Source organism: Agrobacterium leguminum, assembly GCF_015704895.1.
In the GTDB taxonomy this organism is placed as follows: domain Bacteria; phylum Pseudomonadota; class Alphaproteobacteria; order Rhizobiales; family Rhizobiaceae; genus Agrobacterium; species Agrobacterium leguminum.
On the sequence record NZ_JADQWB010000009.1, the window covers coordinates 124371 to 137330 of the forward strand.

At 59.8% G+C, this 12960-nt stretch carries 10 protein-coding genes; 9 read left to right on the forward strand and 1 reads right to left on the reverse strand.

The window, feature by feature from the left end:
- The first annotated feature begins 73 nt into the window (after positions 1-73).
- The 9 genes from I3J13_RS15190 to I3J13_RS15230 all read left to right on the forward strand — a co-directional run bounded on the left by I3J13_RS15190 (position 74) and on the right by I3J13_RS15230 (position 11755).
- Positions 74-1081 carry an ABC transporter permease gene (locus tag I3J13_RS15190; RefSeq protein WP_196379334.1) on the forward strand — a complete coding sequence of 336 codons (1008 nt, stop codon included), beginning with the start codon at positions 74-76 and terminating at the stop codon, positions 1079-1081.
- A 1-nt stretch (position 1082) separates the two neighbouring features.
- The gene (locus I3J13_RS15195; RefSeq protein ID WP_196379335.1) at positions 1083-2219 is read left to right on the forward strand and encodes an ABC transporter permease; all 1137 of its coding nucleotides are present in this window, start codon (positions 1083-1085) and stop codon (positions 2217-2219) included.
- 12 nt (positions 2220-2231) lie between these two features.
- Positions 2232-3902, forward strand: coding sequence for an ABC transporter ATP-binding protein (locus tag I3J13_RS15200; RefSeq protein ID WP_196379336.1), 1671 nt, complete (start codon positions 2232-2234; stop codon positions 3900-3902).
- Between the two features lie 22 nt (positions 3903-3924).
- On the forward strand, positions 3925-5298 hold the full coding sequence (gene melA, locus I3J13_RS15205) for an alpha-glucosidase/alpha-galactosidase (protein WP_080853436.1): 1374 nt from the start codon (positions 3925-3927) through the stop codon (positions 5296-5298).
- Positions 5299-5715: 417 nt separating this feature from the next.
- Positions 5716-6780, forward strand: a complete 1065-nt coding sequence (locus I3J13_RS15210) for an HlyD family secretion protein (protein ID WP_196379337.1) — start codon at positions 5716-5718, stop codon at positions 6778-6780.
- Positions 6781-6791: 11 nt separating this feature from the next.
- Positions 6792-9560 carry a ribosome-associated ATPase/putative transporter RbbA gene (gene rbbA / locus I3J13_RS15215; RefSeq protein WP_196379338.1) on the forward strand — a complete coding sequence of 923 codons (2769 nt, stop codon included), beginning with the start codon at positions 6792-6794 and terminating at the stop codon, positions 9558-9560.
- Positions 9557-10675: an ABC transporter permease gene (locus tag I3J13_RS15220; RefSeq protein ID WP_420867944.1), complete on the forward strand. Its 1119-nt coding sequence runs from the start codon at positions 9557-9559 to the stop codon at positions 10673-10675. Before rbbA ends, I3J13_RS15220 begins: the two co-directional genes overlap by 4 nt.
- 115 nt (positions 10676-10790) lie before the next feature.
- Positions 10791-11393 (forward strand): hypothetical protein, encoded by a 603-nt coding sequence (locus I3J13_RS15225; RefSeq protein ID WP_168208234.1) that lies wholly within the window; start codon positions 10791-10793, stop codon positions 11391-11393.
- A 215-nt stretch (positions 11394-11608) separates the two neighbouring features.
- Positions 11609-11755, forward strand: coding sequence for a DUF1127 domain-containing protein (locus I3J13_RS15230; RefSeq protein ID WP_003521716.1), 147 nt, complete (start codon positions 11609-11611; stop codon positions 11753-11755).
- Positions 11756-12189: 434 nt separating this feature from the next.
- Here the strand turns inward: I3J13_RS15230 and I3J13_RS15235 are convergent, their stop codons facing one another.
- Positions 12190-12633, reverse strand: a complete 444-nt coding sequence (locus I3J13_RS15235) for a response regulator (protein ID WP_059756315.1) — start codon at positions 12631-12633, stop codon at positions 12190-12192.
- Positions 12634-12960: the final 327 nt, after the last annotated feature.

Genomic DNA, 12960 nt, shown 5'->3' on the forward strand with positions numbered 1-12960 from the left:
GCGTGAAGCGCGGCCGGAGGCACCCGGCGGACCGTATCCATCACGGCCCGCCCAAACGGAGGAAAACCGTTCGATGCTGAGATTCCTGACGATACGCATAGGCTCCGCCATTCCGGTGCTGTTGATCCTGAGCGTGGTGACCTTCGCCATCATTCAGGCACCGCCCGGCGATTATGCCGATTACATCCGCTCGCAGCTGATGAACCAGGGCGGCGCGTCTTTCGAACAGGCAGAAGCGCAGGCGCAGGCCTATCGTGTCGAACACGGCCTCGATAAGCCGCTCGTCATTCAATATTTCAACTGGATCGGCGGCATCGTCACCCGTGGCGATTTCGGCTACAGCTTCTATTACAACAAGCCGGTCGCCGATGTGGTTGGCGAACGCCTGCCGCGCACCATTGCGCTGGCGCTGGTCTGCCACATCTTTGCATCGGTTCTCGGTATCGCCTTCGGCATCTGGGCGGCTACACGGCAATATTCCTGGGTCGACAACCTGCTGTCGACCATAGCCTTCCTCGGTATGACGATCCCGCGCTTCCTGATGGCGCTGATCCTCGTCTATCTCATGGTGTTTCATTTCGACGTGTCTGAGATCGGCAGCTTCTTCTCGCCGCAATATGGCGGTGCGCCATGGTCATGGGGCAAATTCGTCGATCTCGTCAGCCATGTCTGGCCGGTGGTCGCCATCGCCGTCTTCGGTGGGCTGGCCTATAATATGCGGGTGATGCGCGGCAATCTGCTCGATACGCTGAACGCGCAATATGTCGAGACGGCGCGCGCCAAGGGGCTTTCGGAGGGTGCGGTCATCATGCGCCATGCGGTCCCGAACGCCTTGCACCCGCTCGTCATGTATCAGGGCGTGGTGTTGCCCTACATGCTGAGCGGTGAGATCGAAACCGCGATCATCTTCGCGTTGCCGACCGTCGGCCCGGCCATTGTCGGCTCCATGGCAGTGGGCGATGTCTATGTTACCGCGACCTTCATGATGGTGCTGGCCGCCACGCTGATCGTCGGCAACATCATCGCCGACATGCTGCTCGCCATGCTCGACCCACGCGTCCGCGAATTCGGGAGGGCCTGAGATGATGGCGTTTGACGAGATGAAGACCGAAACCGCCGCCACTGCAAAACCCGACCGTTCCGCCCATGGCAACGAGACCTATCTCGCGCTGGTATGGCGGCGTCTCAGACGCTCCTTCACCGGCATGGTCGGGCTGGTGCTGGTGACGCTGCTGATCCTGATCGCCATCTTTGCGGATTTCTTCGCGCCGATGAACCCGCTCGAAACCCATGGCAGCTTCTCGCCGCCGCAGGTGGTGCGCTTCACCGACAAGGACGGTAATATCAGCCTCGCGCCGCGGGTCTACGCCATCGCCGAGACGGAAGAGCTCGATCCGATCACCTTCCAGCCCATCGTCGGGCCGGACTATGATAATCCCGTCTATCTCGGCCTTTTCGTCAAAGGCGCGGAATACAGGCTTTTGGGTCTCATCCCGATGAGCCGGCATTTCTTCGGCTCGACGGACGGCCAGCCGGTGCACTTTCTCGGCACCGACAAGTTCGGACGAGACGTACTCTCGCGCGCCATCTACGGTTCACGCATCTCGCTCGCCATCGCGCTTAGCGTTGTCGCCATCGTCACCGTCATCGGCACCAGCGTCGGGCTGATATCAGGCTATTTCGGCGGGCCGCTGGATGCCTGGGTGCAGCGTTTCGTGGAAGTGGTTCTGGCTTTCCCGCAATTGCCGCTTTACCTCGCACTGACCTCGCTCATTCCGGTAACCGCACCCACTACCGTTTTCCTTGTCTTCGTGGTCGGCGTCATGTCGGCGCTCGGCTGGGCGCAGATGTCGCGCGAGGTGCGCGGCAAGACGCTGGCGCTGGCGCGTATCGATTATGTAAGGGCGGCGATTGCCGTCGGGGCCACGGACCGGCGCATCATCTTCCAGCACATCCTGCCGAATGTGATGAGCCATGTGATCGTCGCCGTGACGCTGCATATTCCGAGCGTCGTGCTGCTCGAATCCTTTCTCGGTTTCCTCGGCTTTGCGGTCAAGCCGCCGCTGATTTCCTGGGGGTTGATGCTGCAGGATACGGCGACCTATTCCGTCATCGGTTCCTATCCCTGGATTCTCGCACCTGTTGGTTTCGTGCTGGTCACAGTCTTCGCCTTCAACGCGCTGGGCGATGGTCTGCGCGATGCCGTCGATCCCTATTGAGAGGAGCGTAATATGGTTGCTGCTGCACAGAACAACACTTACGCGCCCGCCATCCGCTTCGATGCCGATGACCGAAATGACGACGCCATCATCGATGCGCGCAACATCGCCGTGACCTTCAGGGTGGAGCACGGCACGGTGGAGGCGGTGAAGGACATTTCTTTTCAGCTTTACCGGGGCGAAACGATTGCCATCGTCGGCGAATCCGGTTCGGGAAAATCCGTCACGGCCCGCACCATCATGGGGCTGTTGACGAAGCGGGCGTCCGTTGCGAAATCCGCGACCGTGCGTTTCAACGGCGACGACATATTGAAGTTTTCCAGCCGCCAGCGGCGGGCGCTGCGCGGCAACCGCATCTCGATGATCTTTCAGGAGCCGATGAGTTCGTTGAATCCGATCTATACGATCGGCAGCCAGATCGTCGAGGCAATCCGTGTTCATTCGAAGCTCAGCCGGAAAGAGGCCGAGGCGAGGGCGCTTGATCTTCTGCGGCAGGTGCAGATACCCGAACCGGAAGCGCGGCTGAAGCAATATCCGCATCAGCTGTCCGGCGGCCAGCGGCAGCGTGTGATGATCGCCATGGCGCTTTCCAACGATCCGGATGTGCTGATTGCCGATGAGCCAACCACCGCGCTCGATGTGACGGTACAGGCGCAAATCCTCAACCTCATCCGCGATTTGCAGAAGAAGCGCGGCATGGCCGTGGTCCTCATCACCCATGACCTGACGATCGTGAAGCAGTTTTCCGATTACGTCTATGTCATGCAGCACGGCGAGATGCGTGAGCACAACACCACGGAAAAGCTCTTCGAAGCGCCGCAGCACCCCTATACGAAAAAGCTGCTTGCCTCCGAACCGCATGGCACGGCAAAGCCGCTGCCGGAAAATTCCGGCGTGCTGCTGACGGCGAATGGCGTGCGGGTCTCTTTCATGATGCGTTACGGCGGCCTGTTCAAACCGGAACTGAAGGAGCTGATCGCCGTCGACAGTCTGGGGCTTACCCTCAATCGGCACGAGACGCTGGGGCTTGTCGGTGAATCCGGTTCCGGCAAGACCACCTTCGGCCAATCCCTGCTGCGGCTGAACGACCCGGTGGCCGGAGAGGTGATCTTTGACGGGGAGAGGGTCGATGGCCGCTCCCGCGCCGAAATGCGGCCTTTGCGTTCGCGTATGCAGATCGTCTTTCAGGATCCCTTCGCGTCGCTCAATCCGCGCATGACCATCGGCCAGATCATCGAGGAAGGCCTCATCATCAACGGCCTTGGGCGAACCAAGGCCGAGAGGCTGGAGCGGGTGCGCGACGCGCTGGAGGCGGCGGGTATGCCCGGCAATATCCTCTCGCGGTTCCCGCACGAATTTTCCGGTGGTCAGCGCCAGCGCATCGCCATTGCGCGTGCGGTGGCGCTGGAGCCGGAATTCATCCTGCTCGATGAGCCGACCTCGGCGCTCGATCTTTCCGTGCAGGCGCAGATCATCGATCTCCTGCGCAAGCTGCAGGATGAGCGGGGCCTGAGCTACCTGTTCATTTCGCACGACCTGAAAGTGGTCCGCGCTCTCTGCCACCGCGTCATCGTCATGCAGCGCGGGCAGATCGTCGAGCAAGGGCCTGTCGAGGATGTGCTGACAAATCCGAAAACCGAATATACTCAGCGGCTTGTACGGGCCGCCTTCGAAATCGCTTGAATTCCCAATGCTGGAGGTAGATATGGCAAGAGATCCCAAGATCACATTCATCGGCGCAGGCTCCACGGTGTTCATGAAGAACATCATCGGCGACGTGCTGCAGCGTCCGGCCCTTTCGGGCGCCACCATCGCGCTGATGGACATCAACCGTGAAAGGCTGGAAGAAAGCGCCATCGTCGTCAACAAGCTGATTTCGACGCTTGGCGCAAAGGCGAAAGCCGAGACCTATACGGACCAGAAAAAGGCGCTCGCCGGCGCCGATTTCGTTGTCGTGGCCTTCCAGATCGGGGGTTATGAGCCTTGCACGGTCACCGATTTCGAGGTGCCGCGCAAATACGGTCTGCGCCAGACCATCGCCGATACGCTCGGCGTCGGCGGCATCATGCGCGGCCTGCGGACCGTGCCGCATCTGTGGAAGATCTGCGAGGACATGCTGGCCGTCTGCCCGAATGCGATCATGCTGCAATATGTGAACCCCATGGCGATCAACACCTGGGCGATTGCGGAGAAATACCCGACGATCCGGCAGGTCGGCCTTTGCCATTCCGTGCAGGGCACGGCCATGGAACTCGCCCACGATCTCGATATTCCTTACGAGGAAATCCGCTACCGTTCGGCCGGCATCAACCATATGGCGTTCTTCCTGGAGTTCGAACACCGCCAGCCGGATGGCAGCTACAAGAACCTTTATCCCGACCTCGTGCGCGGCTACCGCGAAGGCCGGGCTCCGAAGCCCGGCTGGAACCCGCGTTGCCCCAACAAGGTGCGTTACGAGATGCTGACGCGGCTCGGTTATTTCGTCACCGAAAGCTCCGAGCATTTCGCCGAATATACGCCCTATTTCATCAAGGAAGGGCGAGAGGACCTGATCGAGAAATTCGGTATCCCGCTCGATGAATATCCCAAGCGCTGCATCGAGCAGATCGAACGCTGGAAGGGGCAGGCCGCAGCCTATCGTTCGGCCGAAAAGATCGAGGTCAAGCAATCCAAGGAATACGCCTCCTCCATCATCAACTCGGTCTGGACCGGCGAACCCTCGGTGATTTACGGCAACCAGCGCAACAATGGCTGCATCACCTCGCTGCCATCGGATTGCGCGGCGGAAGTGCCCTGCCTTGTCGATCATAACGGCGTGCAGCCCACCTATATCGGCGAATTGCCGCCGCAACTCACCGCCCTGATGCGCACCAACATCAATGTGCAGGAACTGACGGTGCGGGCGCTGATGAGCGAAAACCGCGAGCATATCTTCCATGCGGCGATGATGGACCCGCACACGGCGGCGGAACTGGATCTCGACCAGATATGGTCGCTGGTGGACGATCTGCTGCTGGCCCATCGCGACTGGCTGCCGGAATGGACGCAGGTGGAGGTGAAGCGGGCGCGGGCGGTGTGAATGCGGGGGGTGCGGTAATTGGAAGTCGCGGGAGTTTCGTCTGCGGCCGAGTTCACCGACACGCGCCTCTCTCCATATTCGACGTCATCCTCGGGCCTGTCCCGAGGATCCAAACACGTAGCGAAAATTGATAGGTAGCAGATGCTCGGGACAGGCCCGAGCATGACGGAGGGAATGTCATGCTGCCCATCACTTTCGGCGCATGGTTCCCATGGCGTTTCCAGCCTTTGCCCGAAACCTCTCATGCACTTGACTTGTGTCAAAGCCGCAAAACTGACCCTCACCTAAACAGCCAATACCCCGGCCCACTCCCTCAACAGGAGAAATGTCGGGTGCGAATACTAAACGCAAAGGTGGCTGGCTTCTTCGGTTTCATCGTATTAGGGTTGAAATTCGAAGGGTTCATGGGGAAGACGGATGTCTAAAAAAGGCTTGCTCGTTGGTCTGGTGATTCTGGTTGTTGCCGGTGTCGCCTATTTCTCCTGGTCAAAGCTGAAGGGTGAGGGACTTCCCGCCGGATTTGTGGCCAGCAACGGCCGGATCGAGGCCGTCGAGATCGACATTTCCACGAAAACCGCCGGTCGCCTTCAGGACATCATGGTGCGTGAAGGCGATTTCGTGAAGGCCGGGCAGGTGCTTGCCCAGATGGACACGGCGCAACTGGAGGCGAGGAAGCGTCAGGCGGAAGCACAGTTTCGCCGCGCGAAAATAGCGATCGATACGGCCCACAGCCTCGTCGCCCAGCGGGAGGCGGAAAAGACCTCGGCGCTGGCGGTGGTGGAACAGCGCAAGGCCCAGCTCGATTCCGCCTCCAAGACCTATGCGCGCTCGAAACAGCTGCTGACCGGCAACGCCGTCTCGCAGCAGATCGTCGATGACAGTGAGGCCGCCGAGCAGTCCGCCCGCGCCACGCTCGCCTCGGCGCAGGCCTCGCTTGCCGCCTCCGATGCCGCAATCAACGCTGCCAAGGCGCAGATCGTCGATGCCGAGGCGGCGGTGGATGCCGCACAGGCCGATATTGAAAGCATCGAGACTGATATCGCCGATGCGACGCTGAAATCGCCCCGCGATGGCCGCGTGCAATATCGGATCGCCCAGCCCGGCGAGGTGCTGTCCGCCGGTGGACGGGTTCTGAACCTGGTCGATCTCGGCGATGTCTATATGACGTTCTTCCTGCCAACGGCCGAGGCCGGTCGCACGTCCATGGGCTCGGACGTTCGCCTGATACTGGACGCCGCCCCGCAATATACCATCCCTGCCAAGGTTTCCTTCGTTGCCGACGTCGCGCAGTTCACGCCGAAAGCGGTCGAGACCGAAGAGGAACGCCAGAAGCTGACATTCCGGGTGAGGGCGCAAATCCCGCAGGAGCTGCTGCAGAAATATATCCAATATGTCAAAACCGGGCTGCCCGGCATGGCCTATGTCCGGCTAGATCCGCAGGCCGCCTGGCCGGAAAACCTCGAACGCAATCTCGTCAAGTGACGGTGGCCACGATGGTCGCGTCTCCCGCAACGAATGACAGGCATGCATCGGTCGCGCGATTGGCCGATGTGCGGTTGACCTTCGGAAGCACCATTGCGCTGGCCGACATATCGGTCGAGATCCCCGCCGGGCGGATGATCGGGCTTATCGGGCCTGATGGTGTCGGCAAATCGAGCCTTTTGTCGCTCGTCTCCGGCGCGCGCGCCATCCAGAAGGGCAAGGTGGAGGTTCTGGGTGGCGACATGTCCGATCCGCGCCACCGCGAGGATACCTGCCCGCGTATCGCCTATATGCCGCAGGGTCTCGGCAAGAACCTTTATCCCACCCTGTCCGTCTTCGAAAATGTCGATTTTTTCGGCAGGCTATTCGGGCAGGGCGGCAGAGAGCGGCAGGCGCGCATTGCCGAATTGCTGAAGAGCACCGGCCTCGAGCCCTTCGCCGATCGCCCCGCGATGAAACTTTCTGGCGGCATGAAGCAGAAGCTGGGGCTCTGCTGCGCACTGATCCACGATCCCGACCTGCTCATTCTCGATGAGCCGACCACGGGCGTCGACCCGCTGTCGCGGCGGCAATTCTGGGAACTGATCGATTCCATCCGGGCCGGGCGTCCGGGTATGAGCGTTATCGTTGCCACGGCCTATATGGAAGAGGCTGCCGGTTTCGACTGGCTGGTCGCCATGGATGGCGGCAGGATTTTAGCCACCGGCTCGCCTGCCGAACTTCTCGAGCGCACCTCCGCACCCAATCTCGATGCCGCTTTTATCACGCTTCTTCCGGAAGAAAAGCGCAAGGGTTACCGCGAGGTGCATATCGCGCCGCGCAAGGTGGCGGGTGAGGGCGACTATGCCATCGAGGCGTCGCATCTCAGCATGCGTTTCGGCGATTTTACCGCCGTCGACAATGTCAGCTTCAAGATTCCGCGCGGCGAAATTTTCGGCTTTCTCGGCTCGAACGGCTGCGGAAAATCCACCACCATGAAGATGCTGACCGGGCTTCTGGCCGCCAGCGAAGGCGAGGCCAAGCTTTTCGGGCACAAGGTGGATGCCAGCGACATGGCGATCCGTCACCGCGTCGGCTATATGAGCCAGGCCTTCTCGCTTTATTCCGAGCTGACGGTTCGGCAGAACCTCGATCTTCACGCCCGCCTGTTCAAGCTGCCGGAAGAGACCATTCAGCCGCGTATCGCCGAAATGGCCGAACGTTTCGATCTCGGCGCCGTCATGGACACGCTGCCGGACGACCTGCCGCTAGGCATCCGGCAGAGGCTGTCGCTGGCGGTGGCGATGATCCATTCGCCTGATATTCTCATCCTCGACGAGCCGACCTCCGGCGTCGACCCGGTGGCGCGGGACGGGTTCTGGCAAATCCTCGCCGATCTCTCCCGCAACGACAATGTCACCATCTTTATCTCCACCCATTTCATGAACGAGGCGGAGCGCTGCGACCGGATTTCGCTGATGCATGCCGGCAAGGTGCTGATCAGCGATACGCCTGACGCGATTACCAAGAGCCGCAATGCCGCAACGCTGGAAGAGGCTTTCGTCGCCTATCTCGAGGATGCTTCGGGCGTGAAAAAGGTGGAACCTGCGGCCGCTCCTGTTGCGGCAGCGCAGGTGCCGACGACGCAACATGCTGCATCCAATCGTAAGCGGTTTTTCGATTTCAGGCGCATGTTCAGCTATACGCGCCGCGAGGCGCTGGAACTGCAGCGGGATCCCATTCGCGGCACGCTGGCGGTGCTCGGCAGCGTCATCCTGATGTTCGTCATCGGTTACGGTATCAATCTCGATGTCGAGGACCTGACCTTCGCGGTGCTGGACCGTGACGATTCCACCATCAGCCGTGATTACGTGCTCGATATTGTCGGCTCCCGTTATTTCATCGAGAAGGAACCGATCCGCGATTATGCCGATATGGACCGGCGGATGCGTGACGGGGAACTCAGCCTCGCCATCGAAATTCCTCCCGGTTTCGGCCGGGATGTCTTGCGCGGCAAGACGGTGGAGGTGGGTGCCTGGATCGACGGCGCCATGCCGCAGCGGGCGGAAACCGTTCGAGGATACGTGCAGGGCATGCACCAGACATGGCTGGCGCGCAAGGCCGCCGAGATTTACGGCAGCGCGGCGACGCAGAGCAGTTTCAGCATCGAAACGCGCTATCGATACAATCCGGACGTCAAGAGCCTCGTCGCCATGGTGCCGGCGGTCATTCCGCTGCTGCTCATGCTCATTCCGGCCATGCTGGCGGCGCTCAGCGTCGTCAGGGAAAAGGAGCTCGGCTCCATCGTCAATCTTTACGTGACGCCGACCACGCGGCTGGAATTCCTGATCGGCAAGCAGCTTCCTTATGTTGCTCTTGGCATGCTCAATTTCCTGCTTCTGACGGCCTTCGCCATCTTCATCTTCCAGGTGCCCTTCACCGGAAGTTACCTCGCCTATGCGACGGGAGCGCTGCTCTATGTCATCATCGCCACCTCCATCGGCCTTCTCATGTCGTCCTTCATGAAGAGCCAGATCGCGGCGATCTTCGGCACGGCTTTGCTGACGCTCATTCCGGCAACGCAATATTCGGGCATGATCGATCCCGTTTCGTCGCTGCAGGGGGCGGGCGCCTTCATCGGCAACATCTATCCCGCCACCTATTTCATGACCATTTCGCGCGGCACCTTCTCCAAGGGGCTGGATTTCGCGGGGCTCTCCGGCTCGTTCCTGCCGCTTCTCATTGCCATTCCGCTGCTTCTCATTGCCGGCGCCGCACTTTTGAGGAAACAGGCGTCATGAAGCTGTTTTCGTCCAACATCTTCCAGCTCGGCATCAAGGAACTGCGCGGCCTTGCGCGTGACGGCATGTTGCTGCTGCTCATCGTCTATGCCTTCACGTTGCAGATCTACACCGGCTCCAGCGCGCTGCCGGAGACGCTGAACAATGCCGCCATCGCCATCGTCGACGAGGATCAGTCGCCGCTTTCCGGCCGCATCAGCACGGCTTTTTATCCGCCCTATTTCTCTCCGCCGAAGCAGATTTCCATTGCGGAAATGGACAAGCGCATGGATGCGGGCCTCGATACCTTCGCGCTCAACATCCCGCCGGATTTCCAGCGCCGGCTGATGGCCGGGCAACAGCCGGCCATCCAGCTTAATATCGACGCAACCCGCATGAGCCAGGCTTTCAGCGGCGGCGGTTATGTGCAGAGCATCGTGACGAGCGAAGTTCAGGAATATATCAACCGCTATCGCGGTGCGACTTCGGTGCCGGTGGACCTGACGCTACGCTCCCGTTTCAACCCGGAGCTGGACAAGTCGTGGTTCGGGTCGATCAACAACATCATCACCGCCATCACCATGCTGTCGATCGTGCTGACGGGGGCGGCGCTCATTCGCGAGCGCGAGCATGGCACGGTCGAGCATCTGCTGGTCATGCCGGTCACGCCGCTGGAAATCATGCTCAGCAAGGTCTGGTCCATGGGCCTTGTCGTGCTGGTGGCCTCGGCATTTTCCCTGTTCGTCGTCGTCAGGGGCCTGCTCGCCATTCCAATCGAAGGCTCGCTCTTGCTCTTCCTGTTCGGAACGGCCTTGCAGCTCTTCGCCATGACGTCGATGGGCATCTTCCTTGCGACGGTGGCCGGTTCCATGCCGCAATTCGGCATGCTGCTGATCCTGTTCCTGCTGCCGCTGCAGGTGCTCTCCGGCGCCATGACGCCGCGTGAAAGCATGCCTGATATCATCCAGTACATCATGCTTCTCGCACCCAACACCCATTTCGTCATACTGGCGCAATCGGTGCTTTTCAGGGGGGCGGGGCTGGATGTGGTCTGGCCGCAATTGCTGGCGCTGCTGGCCATCGGCTCCGCGCTTTTCGTTTTCGCGCTTCGCCGTTTCAGGCGGTTCCTGCGCTGATTCCGCCTGTTTCCGCGCAAGTTGAATTAATTGTGTTCGGTAACGGTATGTTCGCCTTCCGTGAATATGCCTATGAGGACGGCTGGGTAAGCGGGCTTTGTTCAGGAGTAGCAAAATGAATATTGCAGCACGTCTGTCACTGGCAGCCATGATAGCACTGGCGGCAACGCCATCTCTCGCGTCGGAGGATATGACATCGGAGACGAGCGAAGCGATATTCGGTTTCGGCGGCGCCCTGACGAAAGAGGACATGCTGAAAAGTGCGGCTCTCATTCCGGTGGAATATGAGCGCAATGCCATTCTGGGCGGCGGCTATCAGTTCTATCCCTACCATATCGGCAATCTGAAACTCGGTGGCGAAATCGGCGTCGCCGCCAGGTTCGGCAAGGGTTTTACGGGTGAAGTCTGGGCGGGTCCGGTTGCACGTTACGAGCAGATCAGGCTCGGAGAACGGCTGTTCATCACGCCGAGCTTCACGGCAGGCCTGAGCCTCGTGACGGATGCGCAGCCCGGCCGCGAGCGGGAACAGGAAATCAAGGACAACGGCAACGCGAATGTCCTGTTTTATCTCGGGCCTGAGATCAACGTGTCCTTCAGCGAGGATTCCTCGACGGAATTCTTCTGGCGGCTTCACCACCGCTCCGGCGGCGGCAAGACGCTCGGCAACATGAAAGGCGCGACGAACGCCAATGTCTTCGGCGTCCGCTACAAATTCTAGGCGGTTGGACAGGGTCTGGTCCCGCACGCTGCCAAAATTTCAACCGCCTTTCCCATTTTCGCACGCCGCAGATTGGAACCCGTGCACGCAGCGCATGGGTGGATTGCCTTATTCTGCCTGTTAATTCGTCATCGAAAAGCGCATATAGGGGGCATCAAAGGACGCCGGAACGAAAACGTTACTGACGTCACCTAAACCTCAGAAAGGGTAATGTCATGAACGTAGCACGCAGCTTCAATAACTGGCGCAAATATCGTCAGACCATCAACGAACTCGGCCGTATGAGCACCCGTGAACTGCACGATCTCGGTATCGATCGTAGCCAGATCACCAGCGTCGCCCGCGCCGCCGTTGGCAGGTAATCAAGGCGACATCGCCTCTTTTGAATGCCCAAACGCCCGCTCAGCGGGCGTTTTTGTTTTGGGGGATATGGGACGCTTTCACCGCGAATATCCGCCAGATAATCCGGCGATGCGGAAGTCCGAGCCGAAGGGTGGGGTTTTCTCGGCGTCAGGCGATAGATGTCGCCATGCACTGAATGCATATCTGTGCTGCAAGCTTATGCCTGTCAAATGCGCAGAAAAATGCTATCTTCCAATCATCGAAAGGGATGTACCTCCTCCCACATCCTTTTGGTAAAGCGGGTGATCCTACTCCTCCTCCCAAAGGATTGCCCCGGGGACAGCGGTTTTCCTCCTCCCATATCGCTGTTCATCTTTTCAAAAAGCCTGCCGCACCTCCTCCCGCGGCAGGCTTTTTTGTTTTCAGCGTCTTATCTTTGTCTTCAGGGAATATCTCAGTCGAAAGCCATCATGCCGATGGGCGTCACGGCATGGGTGCCTGCACGTTTGGCAAGGGCATAGGCGAGGCACTGCTCCACGGCATCCTGCGGCACGGGCTTGGCGATCACGCCGGCGCCGATGCCGAGATTGACGACGACTTCGGGGTTTGCCGTCATGAAGATCACCACCACGCCATGATCTTCGGAAAGCCGCCGACCGATCTCCGGGCCGGTCTGTCCATCGGCAAGGTTGACGTCGACAAAGGCGATATCGGCACGGCTGCCAAGCGCCACGGCGTCTTCCAGCCGGTTGGCGATGCCGATGACATCCGCCTCTTCTTCCGCCTGCAAAATGGAATCCTCTATATCCATGGCGATGAGGAATTCGTCTTCCACGATCAGCACACGCGGCTGTTCCGTGCGGAAACCCGGTTCGTTTTGCAAGACGTCTGCCAACATATGCCTGCCTCCATTCTGTGTTTCAGAGCATCGGATTGAAAACTGTAGTGCGGTTGCGGATCATCCGAGGCTTCAACTAAACCCGCAGCGGCGGGACCGGTTCCGTTTTATTTCCCGCCGCTCCAGCGCGGTCGGCAAGCAAACACTTCTCGGCGTAACTCGTTCCAAAGTGAGATAAACATAGTGAATGGAGTGTAAACGGCGTGCCTTTTCGGCTATCACCTTTCAAGAGCGAAGCAGTTGATTCGGTTCGGTTTTCATCCGGGGAAGGGGTCGGAGAACGTCGCCGTGGAGCATCTTTCGCCCCCTGGAACACCGTTCTTTCGC